The sequence below is a fragment of the Taibaiella soli genome (assembly GCF_003236175.1).
In the GTDB taxonomy this organism is placed as follows: domain Bacteria; phylum Bacteroidota; class Bacteroidia; order Chitinophagales; family Chitinophagaceae; genus QKTW01.
This window is the reverse complement of sequence record NZ_QKTW01000017.1, coordinates 1-22,268: the sequence shown is the minus strand read 5'-3', so window position 1 is coordinate 22,268 and position 22,268 is coordinate 1. Positions and strand designations below refer to the sequence as shown.

19 protein-coding genes are annotated in these 22,268 nt (G+C 43.4%); 7 read left to right on the top strand and 12 right to left on the bottom strand.

The features are described from left to right. Positions 1-61 precede the first annotated feature (61 nt). The 3 genes from DN068_RS11590 to DN068_RS11580 form a co-directional block, all read right to left on the bottom strand. Complete coding sequence (locus DN068_RS11590) at positions 62-2,053, bottom strand: sensor histidine kinase (protein WP_110999091.1); 1,992 nt, start codon at positions 2,051-2,053, stop codon at positions 62-64. A gap of 45 nt (positions 2,054-2,098) precedes the next feature. Further along, the gene (locus DN068_RS11585; protein ID WP_110999090.1) at positions 2,099-2,722 is read right to left on the bottom strand and encodes a response regulator transcription factor; all 624 of its coding nucleotides are present in this window, start codon (positions 2,720-2,722) and stop codon (positions 2,099-2,101) included. Between the two features lie 519 nt (positions 2,723-3,241). Further along, on the bottom strand, positions 3,242-3,487 hold the full coding sequence (locus DN068_RS11580) for a hypothetical protein (protein ID WP_123985321.1): 246 nt from the start codon (positions 3,485-3,487) through the stop codon (positions 3,242-3,244). Between the two features lie 178 nt (positions 3,488-3,665). On the opposite strand from DN068_RS11580, the gene DN068_RS11575 reads away from it, so the two are divergent. The 5 genes from DN068_RS11575 to DN068_RS11555 all read left to right on the top strand — a co-directional run bounded on the left by DN068_RS11575 (position 3,666) and on the right by DN068_RS11555 (position 11,901). Next, positions 3,666-4,313 carry an NADPH-dependent F420 reductase gene (locus tag DN068_RS11575; RefSeq protein WP_110999088.1) on the top strand — a complete coding sequence of 216 codons (648 nt, stop codon included), beginning with the start codon at positions 3,666-3,668 and terminating at the stop codon, positions 4,311-4,313. Positions 4,314-4,936: 623 nt separating this feature from the next. Further along, positions 4,937-5,719 (top strand): ABC transporter ATP-binding protein, encoded by a 783-nt coding sequence (locus DN068_RS11570; protein ID WP_110999087.1) that lies wholly within the window; start codon positions 4,937-4,939, stop codon positions 5,717-5,719. Between the two features lie 3 nt (positions 5,720-5,722). After that, a complete protein-coding gene (locus DN068_RS11565) occupies positions 5,723-7,399 on the top strand; it encodes a hypothetical protein (RefSeq protein ID WP_110999086.1) in 1,677 nt (558 codons plus the stop codon). 179 nt (positions 7,400-7,578) lie between these two features. Beyond that, entirely contained in the window at positions 7,579-9,456 is a 1,878-nt protein-coding gene (locus DN068_RS11560) for a M1 family metallopeptidase (RefSeq protein ID WP_110999085.1), read from the top strand. A 180-nt stretch (positions 9,457-9,636) separates the two neighbouring features. Beyond that, the gene (locus tag DN068_RS11555) at positions 9,637-11,901 is read left to right on the top strand and encodes a T9SS type A sorting domain-containing protein (protein ID WP_110999084.1); all 2,265 of its coding nucleotides are present in this window, start codon (positions 9,637-9,639) and stop codon (positions 11,899-11,901) included. A 214-nt stretch (positions 11,902-12,115) separates the two neighbouring features. Here the strand turns inward: DN068_RS11555 and DN068_RS11550 are convergent, their stop codons facing one another. From DN068_RS11550 to DN068_RS11520, 7 genes are all read right to left on the bottom strand, one after another. Further along, the gene (locus tag DN068_RS11550) at positions 12,116-12,523 is read right to left on the bottom strand and encodes a DoxX family protein (RefSeq protein ID WP_110999083.1); all 408 of its coding nucleotides are present in this window, start codon (positions 12,521-12,523) and stop codon (positions 12,116-12,118) included. Between the two features lie 92 nt (positions 12,524-12,615). After that, entirely contained in the window at positions 12,616-13,335 is a 720-nt protein-coding gene (locus tag DN068_RS11545; protein WP_110999082.1) for a hypothetical protein, read from the bottom strand. A gap of 46 nt (positions 13,336-13,381) precedes the next feature. Continuing rightward, positions 13,382-14,095: a hypothetical protein gene (locus DN068_RS11540; protein WP_110999081.1), complete on the bottom strand. Its 714-nt coding sequence runs from the start codon at positions 14,093-14,095 to the stop codon at positions 13,382-13,384. 120 nt (positions 14,096-14,215) lie between these two features. Beyond that, positions 14,216-14,971, bottom strand: a complete 756-nt coding sequence (locus DN068_RS11535) for a hypothetical protein (RefSeq protein ID WP_110999080.1) — start codon at positions 14,969-14,971, stop codon at positions 14,216-14,218. Between the two features lie 146 nt (positions 14,972-15,117). Continuing rightward, complete coding sequence (locus DN068_RS11530; RefSeq protein WP_110999079.1) at positions 15,118-15,873, bottom strand: hypothetical protein; 756 nt, start codon at positions 15,871-15,873, stop codon at positions 15,118-15,120. Between the two features lie 53 nt (positions 15,874-15,926). Beyond that, entirely contained in the window at positions 15,927-16,712 is a 786-nt protein-coding gene (locus DN068_RS11525) for a hypothetical protein (protein ID WP_123985320.1), read from the bottom strand. 48 nt (positions 16,713-16,760) lie between these two features. Then, positions 16,761-17,543, bottom strand: coding sequence for a hypothetical protein (locus tag DN068_RS11520; RefSeq protein ID WP_110999077.1), 783 nt, complete (start codon positions 17,541-17,543; stop codon positions 16,761-16,763). A 320-nt stretch (positions 17,544-17,863) separates the two neighbouring features. On the opposite strand from DN068_RS11520, the gene fabF reads away from it, so the two are divergent. Continuing rightward, entirely contained in the window at positions 17,864-19,108 is a 1,245-nt protein-coding gene (gene fabF, locus DN068_RS11515) for a beta-ketoacyl-ACP synthase II (protein ID WP_110999076.1), read from the top strand. Positions 19,109-20,043: 935 nt separating this feature from the next. Then, positions 20,044-20,340 (top strand): GIY-YIG nuclease family protein, encoded by a 297-nt coding sequence (locus DN068_RS11510; RefSeq protein ID WP_110999075.1) that lies wholly within the window; start codon positions 20,044-20,046, stop codon positions 20,338-20,340. A 728-nt stretch (positions 20,341-21,068) separates the two neighbouring features. On the opposite strand, the gene DN068_RS11505 is transcribed toward DN068_RS11510, so the two are convergent. Then, complete coding sequence (locus tag DN068_RS11505) at positions 21,069-21,461, bottom strand: helix-turn-helix domain-containing protein (RefSeq protein WP_110999074.1); 393 nt, start codon at positions 21,459-21,461, stop codon at positions 21,069-21,071. Between the two features lie 385 nt (positions 21,462-21,846). Continuing rightward, entirely contained in the window at positions 21,847-21,999 is a 153-nt protein-coding gene (locus DN068_RS11500) for a hypothetical protein (RefSeq protein WP_243630223.1), read from the bottom strand. Positions 22,000-22,268 lie beyond the last annotated feature (269 nt).

The window sequence follows — 22,268 nt, the reverse complement described above, 5'->3', positions numbered from 1 at the left end:
TCGAAGTGACATGGCGAGTGGTTCAATAACTTTTTTAATCCCGTGGAAACACAGGCCATATTTAGAGAAACGAATCTCCCGATGGAATAATAATATTGATACAAGTTCCTTCACCGGGCTTACTGGAAATGTTGAAGGCGCCCAGCATTTCTCTTACAAACTGCTGAATAGATTTAAGACCGATACCTGAACGATTGATATTTTTCGTGTCCATGCCTTTGCCATCATCATTGATAGAAAGGATGACATTTTCATTATCACCGTAAAGCAGAATTTCTACTTTGTGCGCTTTCGCATGTTTCAGGATATTCGTCACGCATTCCTGGATAATCAGCAACAGGTAAATTTTGTGTTGCAACAGGATATTCTGCAATGAATAGTCATCAATAGTGATCTCCGTCTGATAAGTATTGGGCAGCGTTTCCTGCAAAATACTGTTTACACGTGCGGGAAAGCTCGCATCTACTACATCAAATGCCGATGGCTTATACCATTCATGCGATTTCCCCCTCGTGATATCATAGGCGCGGTTGAGCCGCTCTGCGATATCATGTAGTTGTTTTTTCTGCACCGGATCGTTGGAATTCATCACCATCAGTTCGGTCTTATACTTTAACGCGGCAAGCGTAGCCGCAAGATCGTCGTGCAGTTCCAGTCCCAGGCGTTTTCTTTCTTCGTCTTTAGCGATGCGTGCTTTTTCCTGAAGTTCTATAATCTGGTGGCGGGTAGAATGATGCAGTGCATGTATTTTCTCCTGCAGTTTCGCGGAGCGGATTCTCATGTAGATAAATGAAAGTAAAATGACAGCCAGCAAGCTTATCGAAACGATAAGCATAATGATCGTATGTTCTTTATCAGCTCTTTCCAGCTGATCAATTTCTACCTGTTTCTGATTAAGATTATACTGCGTAGTAATCACATAAAGTTTTGCCTTGTAAGCGTCGAACTGCAGCGAATCCCTCAGTTCATTGTACCGCTGCGTATAATGATAGGCACTGTCGTACTGGTGTAACGCTGCAAATGTTTTACCTGTAATATCATATAAACTCAACTGATCAGAACCGCTGAGCATTGTGTCCTGCGCGATCAATGAAGAATGAAGCAGCTTTACGAAATCCTCATATTTCTTATCATAATGCAAAGAAAATAACTTGATGAGGATAGCTCTTTTATGCAGCGAGAAAATCTGCAGGCCTTGTTCATTCACCATTTCAGCGCTGTCTGCATAACGGATCAGGGCTGCTGTGTCCCGTTTATTAAGCGCGAGATAACCGGCATTGACATAGAACTCTGCCCCCGGTAAAAAGTTGATAGACGCATCAAAATGCCGGAGTGCCGTTGATAGCGAATCAGCACGCCGCAGTACTGACGGCATGTTATACTGCGAATAAACATTGTTGAGCGAAGAGATGTAAGCGAGTACTGAAAGGTTAAACTCATTCATCTGTTTCAGCTTATAAAACAGGTAAGCGCCTTTCAGGCAGTAGTAAGCAGTGAGGGAAGTGGTATCGTAGGTATCGCCCATCAAACAGCCTATGCTGCTGTACAGTAATGCCTGTATATACTCATCGTTTTGCGACTCGGCAATTTTTACTGCAGATAGTAAAGATGACATCGCTTCGGGCAATGTTTTCGGATTTTGATTCAGCAGGCTGGAGCGAAAGATCTGAATTAAGACAATGTCCCGGCTGTATTTAAGGTCTTGTGCTACTTTCAGCGCACGGTCGTAGAAATACAGTCCGCTGTCAATGTTCACAAATCCATTGAGTGAATAGATATCGCCCAGCTGGCGGTATTTACCTAATACAACCGTTGAGGGTAGCTCGGTTTCGCTAGCCGAAACCTGACTGCGGTATACATCCTTGATAATATGTATGGATCGTACCAGTTCCGAAGATGGTACGCCGCTTTGCATATAGCGCTGGATACACGTACTTGCCGTATCCTCCTGCTGCGCATGGGAAAGCGACCGGAAGCCTGCATCTGATATGGATTGAGATAAGGCTTTGGTTACAAATAATGTGGACAGCAGAATAATGAATACAGTTCTCAATATGCGGCAAATATATTATGGAATATTTCTCCTATATAGTCACACTCAACATATCTTATTTTCATAAGCATAACGTACTATCTCAGTGGCTGAGCGAAGACCCAGTTTCTGCATGATAGCACGGCGATGTGAAATAACGGTATGTGGGCTGAGGTGCATTAATTTGGCCATTTCTGCAATAGTATATCCTTGTGCCACATTGCGCATCACTTCCAGTTCTTTTTTCGTCAGGTGCACTTTACTTTCTATGAAAGAAACCGAAGCCAGTCGCGTGGACATGTCAGTACTGATATATTTTTCGCCGGCCCAGGTACGTTCAATTGCCATTTTCAATTCTTCACTTCCTGTTGTTTTTGATACGAATGCATCGATACCGAGGCCTAGTAATCTTTTAATCAGAACAGGATCAGAAGTGGAGCTGATGACGATAATGTTGATCTGCGAAAACTGGGTTCTGCAATGTGCTATAAACTGTGACGGATCATCTCCCGGAATCATAAGATCCATAAAGAGATAGTCATATTTCTTCTTCTGCAGGAGCTCTTTGGCATTCGTTACCGTGTAACTGAGGTCTATAGCAGTAAACGATGCGACTTTTTTGAGGAGTTCCGCGAAGCTTTCCACAAACATTTTATGATCATCGAGTACAAGGGCGTTGAAACTGGGCATTGGGACTAATTGTGGTTCGCCGACAAAATATTCAAGCTATCGGCTAGAAGAAATAGCAAAAATTGGGGATAAAATGTACAGAAAAGGGTGAGAGCACAGATAGGCCGGATAGAATATGTTTGCGTTAGTAAAAGAGAACAATTTAATACCTCATTATAACCTTTGTTTGGGTAGCACTAATATGAAACGGGTAGCAATACCTAAAGCAGTAATAGTTTTCATTATGGTGGTAGCTCCGGATTCTTCCGGAGCTTTTTTTATGCTTTTGTCTGCTGCAAAAATCCTAAAAAATGGTGATAAAATGCTATTTCAATTAAAGTTAGATTTGATAAATTATTGTTTTTAGAGCAAACAAATAATTTAGTTTCCATCTATCAAAAAAACGCTTTAGTAAAAGTCACCCTGTCCAGGGTGGCTTTTTTCGTTTAAGGTCGTAAAAGGCTAAACGTCAAACGTCAAAGACCCGAATGGTGATGTGCAGGTGGATCGCTCTGTCAATTGTATAGTTCGCTTCGTCATTTATATACTTGCCTCTGTCACTTGTGTATTTGCCTTCGTTGTTTGTATACTTGCTTCCGTCAACTGTATAGTTGGCTCCGTCGTTTGTGTATTTGCCTTCGTCATTTGTATACTTTCCTTTGTCAGTTGTATAGTTGTCTCCGTTATTTGTGTATTTGCCTTCGTCATTTGTGTATTTGCCTTCGTCATTTGTATACTTGCCTCTGTCAAGTGTATAGTTGGCTCCGTCATTTGTATATCAGCCACCGTATACTTGATAGCAGGTGTCGTTATTTATATATCTTTCATCGCAGACTTTTATTCGCTTCCTTTCTCAATTGTATTTCAATCAGTTTTGATCGTATTATCATCTCTAATTTCAGGATTTGAGTTTTGTCTTTTCGGTTTTGACTTTTTCATCTACTTTCATATTAAAATTACCGTTATGACTAAAGTAGGCATTCTTGGATCGGGGGCAGTGGCACATGCATTGGGGAGAGGCTTTCTGAAACACGGACATGAAGTGATGTTGAGTTCGCGCGATCTTGCCAAATTGAGCGACTGGAAAGAAGAGGGTGGCGCAAAAGCGCATGTGGGCAGTTTTGAAGAAGCAGCCAAATTTGGTGACATGATTGTGCTGGCAGTGCAGGGCGGTTCGGCAACGGGTGTCATAGAGCAGATTGGCCCGCAGCATCTGGAAGGTAAAATTGTAATTGATACTACAAATCCGATTGACGATATGCCACCGGAAGATGGCGTGTTGCGTTTCTTTACGCGTCTGGATGAATCGCTGATGGAGATACTCCAAAACCGGTTTCCGGCTATTCATTTTGTAAAAGCATTTAATACAGTTGGCAACGCTTTTATGGTGAATCCGTCTTTTAAAGACGGAACGCCTACGATGTTTATTTGTGGTAATAATGAATCCGCAAAGCAACAGGTAACGCGTATCCTTGATCTTTTTGGCTGGGAAACTGCGGATATGGGTCGTGCCACAGCGGCACGGGCTATTGAGCCACTTTGTATGCTGTGGTGTATTCCTGGTTTAACGCAGAATCAATGGACGCACGCGTTTAAGCTGCTGAAGAATTAGGCTTTCTGTAATTCCTTGAGGAAAAGAATTTCTGGTGCGAGTGTTTAATGCGCTTGTTGCCATTCCGCGTATTTTAAGTTCAGACACTACGCGGGACCCTTCCTTCGTCAGGGTGACAAACGCGAGTGTATAATTCCACTGTCATCCCGACAACGGAGGGATCCTGTAATAATATAGGCACACACTACGCGGGACCCTTCCTTCGTCAGGGTGACAAACGCGAGTGTATAATTTCACTGTCATCCCGATGCAAGAGGGATCCCGCAATAATATAGGCACACACTACGCGGGACCCTTCCTTCGTCAGGGTGACAAACGCGAGTGTATAATTCCACTGTCATCCCGATGCAAGAGGGATCCCGCAACAATATAGGCACACACTACGCGGGCCCCTTCCTTCGTCAGGGTGACAAACACGAGTGCAGCCAAAATGAAATAAAAAATCAGGAGCAAACATATTATCACTTAAACCCATTCGCCACATTGATGTAATAGTAGCACTATCGCTGCAATGTGCGACGCAACTCAGGCTCAACCGGAGTAATAATGCTGGTTGCAAAAGGAAATAATTCCCGCTGTAAATCCCCTTTAGGGGCTAGGGGTGTATTTATTATCTTTAGTAGATGGAACCAATTATTACGATCCGTAATCTTTCTAAAAGCTACGGGGACAAGACTGTTTTAAATAATATCAACCTCGAAATATTTCCCGGTCAGATCATCGGTTATATTGGTCCGAATGGCGCGGGTAAATCCACTACGGTAAAAATTCTTACCGGTATTATTGATGACTATTCAGGCGAAGTGACGGTTGCAGGAAAGGAGTTGCGGGCGAATGTGCTGGAAGTAAAACGGATGACTGGTTACGTGCCGGAGCTGGCAGAATTGTATGATCTGCTGACGCCGCGCGAATACCTGAGTTTTATTGGTCGTCTGTATCATTTGCCGGAAGATGTAATTGCAGCACGTGCACAAAAAATGCTGGATTCTTTTGGGCTTGGAAGTAATATGGATCAGCGGATGGATAGTTTTTCGAAAGGGATGCGCCAGAAGGTGCTGCTTACATCGGGTCTGCTGCACAATCCTTCTATCGTTATTTTAGATGAACCGCTTTCTGGTCTGGATGCGAATGCTGTGATTATGGTGAAAGAATTGTTGCAGGTATTGAAGCAGGAAGGCAAGACTATTTTTTATTGTTCGCATATGATGGATGTGGTAGAGAAGGTTTCTGACCGCATTATGCTCATTGATAAAGGTAATATTATTGCCAATGGTACTATTGCCGAATTGCGTGCGAATACCAATGATTCACTTGAACAGATTTTTGCGAAGCTGACCTCTACCGAAGATTTGCAAGACAGAGCTGACGCTATTGCTACGGCATTACAAAATAAAGACAACGGATAAGTGATGAATAAATTATTGCTGAAACTGGCGATGCTACCGTCCGGGGTCTATAAAAACATGGGTGCGGATATCCCGCAGTTAGAAGCATTACTGCAGGTAAAACTGATGCAGGATGACCGGAAACCGCTGGCGTTTGGTCGTGCGCGCAGACAGAAAAAGGAACAGAAGAACAGCATCTGGCTGAATGCTTTCCTCTCACTGGTAACAGGTTTCGTTTATATGATGCCGCTGGTATCAATGAAAGACCTGGTCTTTTCGCTTTGGGCATATTATTCTTTGTTTCTGTTTATGCTCAGCTTTCTGCTGATCACAGATTTCTCCAACGTACTCATAGATACGCGTGATAAGACGGTGTTGCTGCCGCGGCCCATTAATGATCAGACGTTATTCCTGTCGCGGGTACTCCATATTTTCATTTATCTGTTCCGGATACTGGTGCCGATGTCTTTGCCGGGCTGGGTTTATTTGTCGATTGCTTACGGTTGGCCTGCGGGCTTATTCTTCGTGGTGCCGTTGCTGTTGATGGTGTTTATGGCTTTGTTTGCTGTGAATGGTTTTTATTTGTTGTTGCTGAAAGTAGCAAAGCCGGAGCGGTTTAAAGAAGTAATCAATTATTTTCAGATTGGTGTTTCCATTCTGCTTTTTGCGAGTTACTATCTGTTGCCGCAGGTGATGAAAAGTGCTGCTATAACAGGTATGACACAGGAGCATTATTCATGGATCCGTTATTTTCCTTCGTATTGGCTGGCTTCCTGCTGGACCTGGATTTTTCCCGGAACAGGAATGGCAGGCAGTACCTGGTTGAGTATACTGGCAATTGTGTTTCCGGCTTTCTGTATTTATGCGACGGTAAAATGGTTGGCGCCGCAGTTTGCCCGTAATCTCGGCGGACTGGATGCGGTAGAAGTTCATGCTGCGAAAGTGAAGCGGCAAAGGCGTGAAGGTTTTTACAAGAAACTGGCTTATCTGGTTAATAAAAACGATGAAGCGCGTGCCGGATTTATGCTGGCCTGGTTACAGACATCAAGGAGCCGTTCGTTTAAGATGAAGGTGTACCCGTCGTTTGCGTATGTGCCTATTTATTTTGTGTACTTGCTGTTCAATTCTCGCTCTGAAACCAACGTCCTGCAAGTGATGGTGGACCGGAAATTTCACCTGCTGCTGATTTACATGTCTTCATTTACTATGATACAGGCATTGAATTATGTATCGATTTCCGATCAGTACAAAGCGTCGTGGATTTATAGAGCGTTGCCGGTAGAAACACCGGGAAGGATTATGGGTGGTGCATTTAAGGCGATGTGGCTGAAATTTTATCTGCCGTTTTTTGTGGCTATTTCTATTTTCATTTTAGCAATCTGGGGCGTTCCCGCGATTAGCGATCTGTTATTGGGCTTGATGAATGTGACGCTGTTTTCCTTAATACTGATGCTGATGGGATCGCGCACATTGCCGTTTTCTACAGTAGAGCAACTGAGTAACAGCGCGGGTCGGACATTGCGGGTTTTTGGTGCCTTTGCTATTATCGGGTTGTTTGGCCTCGGTCATTATCTGGCTATCAAGTTCTGGATGCTGAAGCCATTATTTATGATACTGTCGGGAATTGCGTTGTGGCTGGTATGGGATAGCTATAGTAAAAGTAACTGGAATGCAGTGAAGCGTGCCGAAGACGAGCTGTAAAATTCAAAAAGTCAAAAAACTCAATGCTTAAAGCCTAAAGCTGCCGGTTTAAGGTTTACAAACACAATCGAGTAACTATGTGGGGGCTTTGAGCTTTTAGCGCTGGGCATCAGCTTTATGCTTTCAGCTTAAAATGATTTAAATTCACCCTTCTTTTAAAAGCTGGATCAAATAAGAAAATGAATAAAAACCATTTTGCGGCACTGGCGGCTTCGGCGGTTTTGTTTGCTGCGTGTAACAACAATCCGAAACCTGTGCAGGAAAACACCAAAAACGATACAACCGTTGCTGTGATTAAAGACAGTCACAGCTGGTCGAATGCTGATAGCGTAACGTTGGAGCATCTGTATCTTGATATCAAAGTTGATTTTGATAAAAAGCAGATAGAGGGTAGTGCCAACTGGACGATCGACAATAAGAATAAGCAAAAAGAGCTGCGTCTCGATACGTACGATCTGAGCATCGACAGTGTACTTGCCGATGGCAAGAAGGTAAACCATACGCTCGATAGTACGAAAGACTACATGGGTGGTGCATTGCACATTCCGATCGAAGAAAATACGAAGAATGTTACCGTTTATTATAAAACCGGAAAGAATGCCGATGCGCTGCAATGGCTGAAACCACAGCAGACCGACAGTAAAAAATATCCGTTCCTATATACGCAGTCAGAAGCGATTCATGCGCGTACCTGGGTGCCTTGCGCTGATGGTCCGGGTATCCGCTTTACGTATGATGCACGTGTAGCGGTGCCAAAAGAACTGTTGGCACTGATGAGTGCGGAGAATCCGCAGCAGCTGAACGACAGCGGTATCTATCATTTCAAAATGGACAAACCGGTACCTGCTTATCTGATGGCGCTGGCGGTAGGTGATATCAAGTTTAAAAAGATTGATGACCGCACTGGTGTTTATGCAGAACCAACCATGATCGATAAGGCAGCCTGGGAACTGGCCGACATGGGCAAAATGGTTACTACTGCCGAAAAATTATATGGTCCTTACCGTTGGGGTCGCTATGATGTATTGATTCTGCCTCCGGGCTTCCCGATTGGTGGTATGGAAAATCCGAAGCTGACTTTTGCAACACCGACAATTATTGCAGGCGACCGTTCCCTAGTAAATCTCATTGCACATGAGCTGGCGCACAACTGGAGCGGTAATCTGGTAACCAACGCAACCTGGGATGATATCTGGATGAACGAAGGTTTTACCGTTTATTTTGAACGTCGTATTACCGAAGCAATGACTGATAAAAGTTATGTAGACATGCTTTGGGAACTCGGTTATCAGGATCTGGAAAAAGAAATTGCCGATGCGAAAGATCCGCGTGATACCTGGTTGAAACTTGATTTGAAGGGCCGTGATCCGGATGATGGTCTTTCTGATATTCCTTACGAAAAAGGTTCTTTATTCCTGGAATTGATTGAGCAAAATGTAGGTCGTGAAAAATTCGATGCATTCCTGAAAAAGTATTTTGATGAACATGCGTTTCATTCCATTACAACCGAACAGTTTTTAGCTTATTTGCATGAAAACCTGATCAAAGGAGATTCTGCATTGGAGAAAAAATTAGATATCAATGCCTGGGTTTATGGTCCGGGTATTCCTGCCAATGCTCCTCGTGCCGATATGGAACGTTTCCATAAAGTGGATTCTGCGCGTACCGCTTTCCTGAATGGTACTGCGCCGGAGAAACTGGAAAATACAAAGAACTGGACATCACACGAATGGCAGCATTTCCTGCGTAAAATGCCTGAAACGCTGACCGTTGAGCAGATGGCCGCATTAGATAAAGCGTTCCATTTTACACAAACCGGTAATAGTGAAATTGCTGATCTGTGGTTTGTAGCTGCCGTACATGCTAATTATACACCTGCTTATCCGGCAATGGAGCAGTTTCTGAGCAAAGTAGGTCGTCAGAAATTCCTGGAGCCACTTTATGGCGCAATGATGCACTCCGGTAAAGAGAAAATGGCTAAAGAGCTGTTTGCCCGCTATAAAGAAAATTATCACCCGATTGCGCAGGCTAAGATCGGAAAGCTGGTAAATGGGTAATTTTTAGCCGTTGTAATAGAATATTTTAAAAAAACTGAAAGGGAAAGCAAACGCTTTCCCTTTTTTATCTGTTTTATAATAGGGAATATTCATTTTGACCCGATTATGGCCATGATGTTATAACTTTATTAACTTCCCGAAGCCCAATTTATTTAAAACCCAAAAGCAACGTTTTTCTAAATGAAGAAACTCTTTACACTTGCTGTGGCACAATTGCTGATTTTAGGTCAGTATTGCCATGCTCAGTTTCAGGGAAAAATATACCAGCCCGATACTAGTGTGCATATTTACTGGGGAAATACACCCAAGAAATTTGCCTGGACGGGTGGTTTTAATAATCCGCAGTTTGCAATGGCCGATCTTAATCATGACGGCGTTAAAGACCTGGTGATTTACGAGCGCAGCACTGGCGGTGTTAAAACATTTATCAATCACGGTGTGGCAGGTAATCCCGATTATCAATATGCACCACATTATGCCGATAATTTTCCGGTGGTTGAAAACTTCCTGAAACTGGAAGATTATAACTGTGATAATATTCCTGATCTGATTCAGGGCAGCGTTGCAGGTTTCGGCATCTACAAAGGATATTATAACAGCAACAACGAACTTTCGTTTACCTACTATAAAGATCTTTGGTATAAAGATCCTACAGGTAATTCTGTCAATTGTTACGTGGCGGTAAATGATATTCCTGGTGTAGCAGATATCGATGGTGATGGTGATCTTGATTTTATGTCGTATTCTGTTTTGGGGAATGCTATTTCACTGTATAAGAATTGCCAGATGGAAGAGCATATGTCTTGTGATTCTATTGTGGCTTGTTTTGCAGATGCCTGCTGGGGAAAATCGTATCAGGGCTTCGACCGTAAGCAAAACCTGGCGTATTCCTGCAGTCAGGGCGGTACCAATTCCTGCCGTCTGGCCAATCCGGATGGCGCGCAAAGAACCACACTGCATCAGGGTAATACGATCTGTCTGATTGATATTGATGCTGATGGCGATTATGATTATCTCGACGGGAACATTTCATTTGCAGATGTACAGCTGATGGTAAATGGCCGTAGTCAATTCGCGCAGCCGAGAGATTCTATGATCAGTCAGGATACAACATGGCAAATGAACGGTTTCCAGGCTCATATGCCAAACTGGCCGTCTGTTTTTTGGATCGATTATGATCAGGATGGCTTGAAAGATATTCTTATTTCACCGCACGCGGAAGGTAGCTCCGAAAACTATCGTGTGGTTATGTATTACAAGAACACAGGTACTGCATCTGCTCCCGTTTATAGTTATCAGACTGATACTTTAATTGTCGGGGAAACGGTTGATGTGGGTAGTTTGTCTTATCCGGTTTTCTATGATTACGACCGCGATGGCAAACTGGATCTCTTTCTTGGTTCCGCTGGTTTTTATAACAACGGACCATTGCGCAGCAAAGTCTCTTATTATCAAAACACAAGCACAACAGGTAACCCGTCTTTTACGCTCGTGACTGATGATTTCATGGGTCTCTGGGCTAATAACTATCAGGGTGCCTCACTTGCTTTCGGCGATCTGGATGAGGACGGTAAAGATGATATGGTGATCGGACATTTAGACGGTACGGTCAGCTATTTCAGAAATACTGCAGCTACTGCAGCCGATCAGCCAATATGGGTGCTGGCGCAAAATGCCTTGAAAGATGCAGCTTATAATACCATCAATGTCGGTGGTTCTGCGTCTCCTGTAATCTATGACATGAATAAGGATGGTAAACCCGATTTGCTGATCGGTTATCAGGCGGGTTATATCTATTATTATCAGAATAATGGTCCGTCAGGTACTGCACTTGGTTTGCAGAAGATTACGAATAAACTGGGTAATGCGCATACCGAACCGTTTAGTGGTTTCAGTAAACCGTACATCGGCAAGATGGATAATACTGGTAAAGATTATCTGGTAATGGGAAGTTTCAGCGGTGCGCTCTATCGTTATGATGGTTTTCAGAATGGCAACGTCACAACTGATTATGTAAGGGTAGATTCTCAGTACTCGTATATAAATCTGCCATATTACAGTGCACCTGCAATCGGCGATGTGGACGGTGACGGTAAATATGAAATGATCATAGGCAACGTGCTGGGTGGTTTGTATCTCTACAAGCAAAACGGCGTAGTATCGGTCAATAATGTGAGCTACAACGGCAATAGCATTAACTGTTCGGTATACCCGAATCCTGCCAGAGATCAGCTGAATATTTCCTGGAATAATGGTTTTGCTACAAGTGGTACGGTTGAAATTGGTCTGTACAATATGATGGGACAGCGACTGGTTTATTCGACGGCTGCTGGCAACATTCAGAAAACGGAATTATCGGTAGCGAATATTCCTTCCGGGGTTTATTGTTGCATCATGCAATGCGCCGATCAGAAGTTTGTAACGAATGTGACGATTATAAAATAAGTCAAAAGTCAAAAGTCAAAAGTCAAAAGTCAAAAGTCAAAAGTCAAAAGTCAAAAGTCAAAAGTCAAAAGTCAAAAGTCAAAAGTCAAAAGTCAAAAGTCAAAAAATACAAACCCGCAAAGTTAGATGCTTTGCGGGTTTGTGCATATACTGACGTGAATATTCCGAAAGGTATTCGAAAGCGCTTTAGGCTTTAAGCCTAAAAACTTGTGCATTATTTCTTATCCATAGAATATTTTCCTGGACCTATGAATAACATACCGATGAACACAAAGCCCAGTTCTATGGCGTGTGAGGCTTGCCCTAAACCGTCGCCTGCTTTAAAATGATGCATCGCTGCCATAAACATCGTAAACAGCAAGAAGAAACAGGCTGGCCGGAACCAAAGGCCTAATAAAAACAGTAATCCGCCTATGGCTTCTGCGGCGCCGGCCATAAAGCCCCAGAACGTTGGTGCGAAATGAATGCCGATGTTATTCATTGATCCGCCGATCTGTTTCCACATTTGCGGACCACCAAGCAATTTGGGATAACCATGTATAACCATCATTGCACCTAGTCCGACGCGGAGTAATAATTGACCTGTGTTTTTATAGTTTCCGAGTTTAGCCAGTATCGCCATAGTGATTTGAATTTTGATGAATAGCTAATATAAAAAGAAAAAGCTGTCTCTGCGTTCTGGCGGAGACAGCTCTTATGAAAATCCTTATCAGATTATTTTGTAAAAAGCACGTAGCAGTTGTCGTTACTGCTCGGAGAAGTTTTTGTATAGCTGAATTCTAACGTAGTGCTACCATTATAGATACTGCCCGAGCCAGAATAAGTATAACCATTTACCGTTTGCTGCGGAACAGTAAAATACATTCCACCGTTTGTTACGAGTGCATAAACGCTAGTGCCCGCATTGTCGAAATTGTTTAACAGGATTTTGTTCACTTTGTCACTTGCTGTAATTGTAGCAATATAAGTATTGCCGGTAGTGCTGCAGCTGGTAGTGGTATTTGAATACGTGCCGAGCAATGCCGATCCGTAATCTGGTTCAGGTTTAATGGTCAGATTTAGATTGTAAGATTTTTTGCCGGTACTGGAACCGTTGCAAACTAATTTGATCGGATAAGTACCCGGATTGGCAGACGTGTCTGTAAACATTACCGAAGACGAGAATGTAGGATATCCGCCCGTTACTGAGATGTCAGCGCCACAGCCAGACGGTACACCCTCCAGGGAAAGATCTACACGCTCCTGTGTTTTGCCGACATAAGAGACGGTCAGTTGCATGTAGCCAGACGGATTTATCAGTGGCTGTAATGTGACATCCTGCACCCCGTCAATCTTGTAGTTTGTAGGCAGGGTGTCGGTGCTGTCGGATTTACTGCAGGATGAAAGGTTCGCGGCCAGTGCAATACAGGCGATCGCTAAATAGGACTTTCTCATTTAGTGTAGCTGTTTTTTTTAATAAACGCAAAAGATAGTGATTTTATTATTTTGAAATGTAGACCACACAATTGATCGTCTCACTGCTATAAACTGCGGACAGGTTAAGCTGCAGTTCTGAACTGTTAACTACGACGCCACCGCCGCGGTAAATAAAATAGTTGACCAGCTGTTCCGGAATACTGATTTGCTGACCGTTGTTGATAATATTTGCAAAGACAGTTCTTCCTGTGTTGTCAATATTGTCGATATAGATTTTGTTGGGTTTATCACCTGGTCTGATGGTAATGGTATAGCCACCGGAAGACGTGCAGGCGTTGCTGCAATCAGTGTAAGTACCAGCCAGTACGCTGTTGTAATCTATCTCAGGTTTGGCAACGAGATTGAATGTATAAGATTTCTTACCAGTCTGCGAACCTTCACATACCAGTTTGATTGGGTAAGTGCCTGGTGTTGCCGATGAATCAGTAAAAGCAATTTGTGTATTAAAAGCAGGATAGCCGCCGGTTATCGATATATCGGTGCCCACACCGGCAGGTACGTCCTCAAGAGAAAGGGAAATACGTTCCTGTATTTTTCCTGTGTAAACAGCGCTGAGGTTTAGAATGGAAGTTTGTGTGCCCGATGGTTGTAATTCTATATCGTGAATGTCATCTATTCTGTAGTTAGTAGGCAGTGTGTCGCCAGTGTCGGATTTGCTGCAAGAGAAAAAACTGGTTGCTGTGGCAATGGCGACAATAATACAATAGGATTTTTTCATGAGATTGTTTTTGGTATGGTTAAACAAATGCGATAGGCCTGCGTTTTGATATATAAAGATAAATTAAAATAAAAAAGCCATCACTAAGCAGTGATGGCTTTCAGGAATATTATTGGTTTATTAATGGACTGTCACAGCCATTGTGAAGTAATAGGGAACACCACTTGAATCTCTTTCAATAAGGGCGTTCAGGTTTTTCCCATATTGGTTTGAGTATATATCGCCATCAATCTTGCTAAAATAAGTAGTGTTATTGATGGTTTGCGTAGGAATAGTGAAATTAGTGCCGTAATCTATAATATCAGCATACACTTTAATTCCGTAACCACCAAAGTTATTAAAGACAATTCGGTTAGTGCGGTCTCCATGTGTGATATTTTCTGTGTAAGTCAAAGTATTAGGGCTATTCGACGGGATATTCGCTCCTTCCGCTGTGCCGAGCCAATCATTTGCATAGTCATGATCTGGTCTTATCGTCAGATCGATTGTATACGTTGTTTTTCCTGAAACCGAACCCTCACAGTTTAGTTTGACAGGATATACGCCTGGGGTAGCATTGGTGTCTACAAAAGTCAAAACCGTGGAGTATGTAGGGTAGCCACTTGTGTTAGACAAACTCCCGCTCACACCATTCGGTAATCCGTCCAGCGACAAAGTAATTTTCTGAGCTGATTTTAAGGTATCAGTTATTGTTAGTGTAGTAACGCTGGTGTTGCTGTCTGGATTGTTTTGTATGGAAACATCAACAACGCCATTTACTTTATAGCTTGTTTTGTTCGTGTTGGCGCCAGTGCCGGAAGTTGTGTCTGTACCGCTTTTTGTACAGGAGAAAAGACCGATAGAAACTACCAGGGGCAACAAGTAGGATTTTTTCATTTTTATTCTTTTTATTTTTTTGCGTCGCGAAGATAATGCGTATTTGCATCGGAGTGCGACTTGCTGAGAATTTACATAGGGCGGTAAAAACAAAAAGCTACCACTTTGAAGTGGTAGCTTTTCTATGAAATTATCCGACTCTTGAATTAGCGCATGGTGAGCCCGATGTCGTAGCCAAGGAGGTTGCCATTTGTAGTTCTGGTTACACGACCACCGAGAATATGTCTGCCGCTTGGATCATTGACTGTGGAGAGGCCACCAGAATAAATTGCGCCGTTTATGGTTTGGGACGGGATGTCGACATTTTCTCCATCTGGCCGAATATCGGCGTATACATCAACACCATCATTAAAGAAATTATGGAACACTACACGATTGGGACGGTCACCATGTGTGATGGTTTCCGTAAAGCTAGGGCCAGGGTCGCCGTTGACTAATCTGGTAATAGCATCAGCCGTCCCAATCCAGTCATTTGCATAATCATGATCTGCTCTTACGGTCAGATTGATCGTATAGCTAGCTTTTCCGGAAATGGAGCCCTCACAATTCAGTTTTATTGGATATACACCCGGTGTCGCATTGCTGGCGTCAACGAAGGTCAATACTGAAGTATAAGTAGGATAGCCGCTAGTATTAGATAAAGTTCCGGTCACACCATTCGGTAATCCGTCCAGCGACAAAGTAATTTTTTGAGCTGATTTCAAAGTATCAGTTATTGTCAGAGTAGTAACGCTGGTGTTGCTGTCTGGATTGTTTTGTATGGAAACATCAACAACGCCATTTACTTTATAGCTTGTTTTGTTCGTGTTGGCGCCAGTGCCGGAAGTTGTGTCTGTACCGCTTTTAGTACAGGAGAAAAGACCGATAGAAACTACCAGGGGCAACAAGTAGGATTTTTTCATTTTTATTATTTTTTTAATTTTAGCGCCGCGAAGATAGTGTAAGTTATTGAAAACTATTGCGTGATATCCATGGTAACATAACCGCCAACTGTATCACCGGCTGCCCTTGTGTATTTGTAGGAGAAAATGATTTGGGATCCGCTATTCGTCATTGCGGAGCTCCAAACATTACCGCTACCCCAGAATTTTCTGCCACCGATTGTTTGTACCGGAATGTTTATGTCAGCCATTGTATGCTTCACATCACCCGTGATATCGCCATACACAGCTACACCCTGACCGGCATAATTATTAAAGACGATTCTGTTGAGGGTATCGCCTTTTGTAATGTGATCGGTATATGGAGGAAATTCACCACTGAGGCCCACTGTAGCATTTCCGGTGCCGAGAAAATAAAGTGCAAAATTTGTACGTGGACGGATGGTCAGGTTAAAACTCAGGCTTGTTTTACCAGAAATAGAACCTTCACCATTCAGTTTTACGGGATAAACACCCGGAGCGGCATCATTATCTTTAATGGTAAGTACAGAGGTGTAAGAAGGATAACCGCCGTTTACGGAGAAGTCGCCAGTACAGCCGTTCGGTAGTCCTTCCAATGAAAGTGTAATCTTCTGTTGTGATTTCAGGGTATCAGAAATCATCAGGGTCGTAACACTCGTGTTGCTGTCGGCGTCACCTTGCACAGAAACATCTGTAAGACCATCGATACGGTAGCTTACCGGATGGTTGTTGTTGTTGTTGTTGTTGGGGTTCGAAGGATCGCTGCTGTCGGATTTACTGCAGGAAGAAATGCCGGCGGCAAGTGCAAGCACTGCGATCATTAAATAGGACTTTTTCATTTGAACGTTTGATTCTGGTTTGTGGATAGAATGATTGTCGTTTTATTCTTAGTGTGTAATCGTCATTTCAACGTATTCACTCGTTGTATCACCAGTTGACGAAACCACACTGTAGTTATAGTACAAGAATGAGGTTTTGTCGTGGGTTATCTTTCCTGATGCAACCCATCCGTCGCCAAAGTATTTTTTGTTGTCAATCGTTTGCAGCGGAATTTTCATCGGGGCTACCTGTTTTTTTGCATCGCCACTGATATTTGCATAAATGGAAATACCCAGACCAGAGAAATTACTGAAAATGATTTTTCCTGCCGTGTCGCCTTTTGTAATATAGTCTGTATATGGAAGCAGATGTTGCGTTCCTCTTGTGCCCGCTCCTGTACCCAGAAAGAAATTGGCGTCGTCTGTTGTTGACAAAATATTCAGGTTGAAAGTATAACTGATTTTCCCGGACAGAGAACCTGTGCAGTTCAGTCGTATTGGGTAAACACCCGGGCTGGCTCCGCTGTTATTAACAGTAAGCGTAGTGGTGTAGTTGCCATTGGCACTGTCTGTTGATAAATAGCCGTAACAGGCGTCGGGCCATCCTTCTAATGCCAGCTTAATATTTTCGGGCATTTTTGCAGTATCATTTACCGAAAGGTTCAATTTACAGATATTGTTATCCGCATCATTTATTACATAGATATCTTTAATCCCCTCTACGCGGTAGCCCGTTGTTTGACCGACCGGGTTGCCGTTATTCGGATTGGTGGTCGATTCATGTGATTTTTTGCAGGAAGAAGCAAAAACAGATAAAATAAGGACGAGGGCAGTCCAATAGGATTTCTTCAATTTATTGTCGGTTTTTTGGTAATCGGCTGCAAAAATAGTCGCTTTTTTAAATAGATGAGCTCACAATTAAAGGCGATATATGGTTGTTTTATAATGTTATTACGGTAAAATTTGCCTAAAACTTGCAGATAAACGTTTTCGTCCTATTTTTGCGTCGCTTTTTATATGACGGCATACCGTTTACAATTATCAGAGCAAGCCCAATTAGCTCTTCATTTGGTACTTAAAGCAAATCTTCACAGAGGCTTGATGAATGATTTTGCGCCTATTAAAATCTACGAAAAGTAATACAAAAACTTTTTCTTACTAAATACAGCGATATGCAACGAGTAGTAATTACTGGCGTTGGTGCCCTTACTCCCATTGGTAATAACGTACCAGACTTTTGGCAGAACATGCTTAAAGGTGTAAGTGGCATTGCCCCAATCACAAGGTTTGACACTTCTAAGTTTAAAACAAAATTTGCGGGTGAGTTGAAAAACTTTGACCCGCTGCAGCACATAGAAAAGAGTGAAGCACGTAAATACGATCTGTACACACAATACGCAGTCATTGCAGTAGAGCAGGCTGTAAAAGATGCGCAGATTGATTTCGAAAGCATGAACCGCAATCGCATTGGTGTTATCTGGGGTTCTGGTAATGGTGGTCTTACCACTTTCCAGGATCAGGTAATGGAATTTGCAAATGGCGATGGTACGCCACGCTTCAATCCGTTCTTCATCCCTAAGATGATCGTAGACATCGCATCAGGTGTGATCTCTATGAAATACGGTTTGCGTGGCATCAACTTTACAACTGTTTCTGCCTGTGCAACCTCTAATACTGCGATCATCGATGCATTCAACTATATCCGCTGGGGTAAAGCTGACATGATCATCACTGGTGGTTCTGAAGCGCCGATCAGCATGGCTGGCGTTGGTGGTTTTAATGCATCAAAAGCACTTTCTACCAACAACGACAATCCGGCAACAGCTTCCCGTCCGTTCGACGTAACCCGCGATGGTTTCGTAATGGGTGAAGGCGCTGGTGCTATCATCCTCGAAAGTCTGGAAAGCGCGAAGAAACGTAACGCTCCAATTCTGGCTGAAGTAGTAGGCGGCGGTATGGCGGCAGATGCGTATCACCTTACAGGTACACACCCCGAAGGCGAAGGTGCTTACCTCGGTATGCTGGCTGCGCTGGAAGATGCTAACCTGCAACCTTCCGATATCGATTATGTAAACATGCACGCAACATCTACACCATTGGGCGATATCAGCGAGCTGATTGCCATGGAACGTGTATTTGGTGTAAAACCGGAACTGAGCGTAAGTGCTACAAAATCGAGCACAGGTCACTTGCTTGGTGCTGCAGGCGCTATTGAAGCCATTGCATGTATCAAAGCAGTGCAGGAAGATATCGTTCCGCCAACGATCAATACACAAACGATAGAACCAGAATACGTAGGTAAGTTCGACTACACACTTCACACACCGGTTAAGAAAAAGGTTCGCTACGCAATGAGCAACACTTTCGGTTTCGGTGGTCACATCGCAACGACGATCGTGAAGAAATGGGAAGAGTAAGTTTGGTGAATGGTCAATGGTGAATGGTGAATCGGGTGAAACGTCAAACGTGAAATGTCAGTTGCCCGCGTTTGGTAACGACTCGCGTTTGTCACCCTGAACGGAATCGAAGAGCACAAAATACGCGAGGGTTTTCTCACAAAGCTGCAAAGGGACTTGCTCGCGGCGGCACTAAGGCACGAAGCCCTTAGTTTTCGACAGCGTACTCGCGTTTGTCAAAAAATGAGGGTCATTGCAATGAGGAGGAACGACGAAGTGGCAACCTGATTTCGCGCATATATTATAATACACGAAGCCCCGGCAGCAATGCCGGGGCTTTCTATTGCTCAGAAGCTCCAGGTCATTGCATCATTCATCTTCCTTCCTGCTGTCCGCTCATACTCCTCGCTCGTGCCTCGCTGCGGGGGAACCGCTACCATCAGGGCTATCATCCCAACGGCAGGATACTATTTAGCCGCTTACTCATTTCGCGGGATGCCTCCTTCTGTCGGCATGACAAATAAACGCGGCTCTCAATTGCCTGGAGACGTTGCATGCAACGTCTCTACAACCACATGGGATTCCTCAAATTTTCCTTTCACCGACCATATATTTCGTACAGACGTTGCATGCAACGTCTCCAATATAATACTCTAAAAATCCCCCTCCTCAAATCCGTCATAGTGGCTCACCTTGAAGACCCATCAAAATCGTCCTTACGATTTGTCCAACTCGTCCTTACGATTTCCCAAACTTCTCCTTACGATTTTCGAGACTCGTCCTTACGATTTCTGGCAATGCTCCGGTATAATTTTTGAAGAGTTTTTTGCGATAACATGTGTATGACTCCCGCGGGTCATCGCGAGGAGTTCCCAAACAGCAAAGCTGTGGGAACGACGTGGCGATCTGATTTCGCGCTAGGCAAAACTGGCATGTGATTTGCACATTGTTGAAGTATGCAAAAAGCTGGTTTCGTCTACATTATGACCACAATTACCAATAGCGTACTATATGTCGGTGTTACATCAACTCTTTCTCAACGAGTGTGGCAGCATCGCACTAAGTATTATCCCAATTGCTTCACTGCAAAATACAATTGTGTAAAGCTTGTCTACTACTATCGCTTTGATACAATAGCTGAGGCGATTGCCGGGGAAAAACGCTTAAAGAGTCGAAGTCGTGCATTTAAAATTGTGCTGATAAAAAAGCGAAATCCTGATTGGAAGGATTTGTGGGAAGAGATAAATGAATGAGGTGATGCCCACGGTTATATAATAATACGGTCATCGCGATGACGAGGCACGAGGAAGTGGCGACCTGATTTCGCGCTGTTTGGCGTTAATACGTGAACGTCGCGATGTAATAGTTTCAGTGCGAAATCAGATCACCACGTCGCCTCCACAGTTTCACTGTTAGGTGGCTCCTCGTGATGACCCTGAAAGTGTGTTACTCAAGGCGAGTATTGTAATAGTAGATAAACGTGAACCACAAGTGTAGATACCGCGCGGGACCTACGCGAAATCAGATCACCACGTCGCCTCCACAGTTTCACTGTTAGGTGGCTCCTCGTGATGACGCGGAAAGTGTGTTACTCAAGGCGAGTATTATAATAGTGCGGTCTTTGTACCCAACAAGTGCAGATGCCCTCGCTGGTCTCATGCGAAATCAGATCACCACGTCGCCTCCACAGTTTGCACTGTTAGGTGCCTCCTCGTGATGACCCGGAAAGTGTGTTACTCAACGCAAGTGTTATAATAGTGCGGTCTTTGTACCCAACAAGTGCAGATGCCCTCGCTGGTCTCATGCGAAATCAGATCACCACGTCGCCTCCACAGTTTCACTGTTAGGTGGCTCCTCGTGATGACCCTGAAAGTGTGTTACTTATTATGAGTGTATATTAAGGTGGTCATTGCGATGAGGAGGAACGACGAAGTGGCAATCTGATTTCATGTTGTGTTTTAATGCCCTTTAGGTATTCAACTTATTTCCCCAGCATCTTCTCCAACCTCATCATCATCTCATCTTTCTCTTTCAACATCCTTTCATACAAAGCAATCTTCTCTTCATGCAGTTGCATGATCTTTTCGATCGGATTGATATGAATAGTACCATAGTTGAAGGCATTATCACCTAGTGTACTCGAAATAAAAGTGATCGCCTGTTCTTCATCAAAATTCTCAAAAGCCTCTACCGGAATCTTCAACACAGCAGACACCTGTTGCAATACAGCAGGTTCCACCGATTCCTTTTGTTCTAGCAGCGATACTTTCTTTTGCGTCCAGTCGTCGCCGAGTTCAAAGGCGAGTGCTTCCTGTTTGATGCCCAGCATTTCGCCGAAGCGTTTTATGTTCCGGCCTCCGTGAAGATGTTTCATAATATAGTTGTTCGTTGTTAACGTATTTTTCCAGTCGCGAAATCAGGTTGCCACTTCGTTTCCACAGCTTTGCTGTTAGGAAACTCCTCGCAATGACCCGCAGATGGTGTTGCTCAGGTATTTGTACAATCACATGAGATTCACCATTGACTATTGGCCATTGACTATTCACCATTCACCATTGCCACATTGTTCCAAATGTAGTTTTTTTCAATTAGGTGACCTATACCTATTAGTATGTATTATATAGCGCTACGTATAATATACCAAAGACTTAGGCTGTGCGTCGGCATGACAAATAAACGCAGCACTTATTTCTCGCTTTAGAAGGTATATAATAATACGGTCATCTCGACGATAGGAGAGATCCCGCGAAATAAGTGTGTTACACCGCAGGTTCCACCGATTCCTTTTGTTCTAGCAGCGATACTTTCTTTTGCGTCCAGTCGTCGCCAAGCTCAAAGGCGAGTGCTTCCTGTTTGATGCCCAGCATTTCGCGGAAGCGTTTTATGTTCCGGCCTCCGTGAAGATGTTTCATAATATAGTTTTTACCTCCTCTTGCTCCTCCGAGGAGGAGGACTTCCAGTGCGAGGAATTGTTTTTAGTTATTGTGTTACTTTTTCCCGTCGCGAAATCAGGTTGCCACTTCATTTCCACAGCTTTGCTGTTTGCCAACTCATCGCAATGATTGCTATGACTTAACGAAATACTTTTTATGCTGCTTTTTGATAGTTATTCACATATTTTCTTTGATTCTTGATGACAGCAACGACCCTTAGCACCATTTTATTCCTGATTGCATTACTT

Coding starts and splice junctions, on each gene's coding strand:
- fabF (WP_110999076.1), top strand. CDS start 17,864: ATGCAACGAGTAGTAATTACTGGCGTTGGTGCCCTTACTCCCATTGGT.
- DN068_RS11555 (WP_110999084.1), top strand. CDS start 9,637: ATGAAGAAACTCTTTACACTTGCTGTGGCACAATTGCTGATTTTAGGT.
- DN068_RS11570 (WP_110999087.1), top strand. CDS start 4,937: ATGGAACCAATTATTACGATCCGTAATCTTTCTAAAAGCTACGGGGAC.
- DN068_RS11585 (WP_110999090.1), bottom strand. CDS start 2,722: ATGCCCAGTTTCAACGCCCTTGTACTCGATGATCATAAAATGTTTGTG.
- DN068_RS11550 (WP_110999083.1), bottom strand. CDS start 12,523: ATGGCGATACTGGCTAAACTCGGAAACTATAAAAACACAGGTCAATTA.
- DN068_RS11540 (WP_110999081.1), bottom strand. CDS start 14,095: ATGAAAAAATCCTATTGTATTATTGTCGCCATTGCCACAGCAACCAGT.
- DN068_RS11530 (WP_110999079.1), bottom strand. CDS start 15,873: ATGAAAAAATCCTACTTGTTGCCCCTGGTAGTTTCTATCGGTCTTTTC.
- DN068_RS11510 (WP_110999075.1), top strand. CDS start 20,044: ATGCAAAAAGCTGGTTTCGTCTACATTATGACCACAATTACCAATAGC.
- DN068_RS11575 (WP_110999088.1), top strand. CDS start 3,666: ATGACTAAAGTAGGCATTCTTGGATCGGGGGCAGTGGCACATGCATTG.
- DN068_RS11500 (WP_243630223.1), bottom strand. CDS start 21,999: ATGAAACATCTTCACGGAGGCCGGAACATAAAACGCTTCCGCGAAATG.
- DN068_RS11565 (WP_110999086.1), top strand. CDS start 5,723: ATGAATAAATTATTGCTGAAACTGGCGATGCTACCGTCCGGGGTCTAT.
- DN068_RS11545 (WP_110999082.1), bottom strand. CDS start 13,335: ATGAGAAAGTCCTATTTAGCGATCGCCTGTATTGCACTGGCCGCGAAC.
- DN068_RS11505 (WP_110999074.1), bottom strand. CDS start 21,461: ATGAAACATCTTCACGGAGGCCGGAACATAAAACGCTTCGGCGAAATG.
- DN068_RS11535 (WP_110999080.1), bottom strand. CDS start 14,971: ATGAAAAAATCCTACTTGTTGCCCCTGGTAGTTTCTATCGGTCTTTTC.
- DN068_RS11560 (WP_110999085.1), top strand. CDS start 7,579: ATGAATAAAAACCATTTTGCGGCACTGGCGGCTTCGGCGGTTTTGTTT.
- DN068_RS11525 (WP_123985320.1), bottom strand. CDS start 16,712: ATGAAAAAGTCCTATTTAATGATCGCAGTGCTTGCACTTGCCGCCGGC.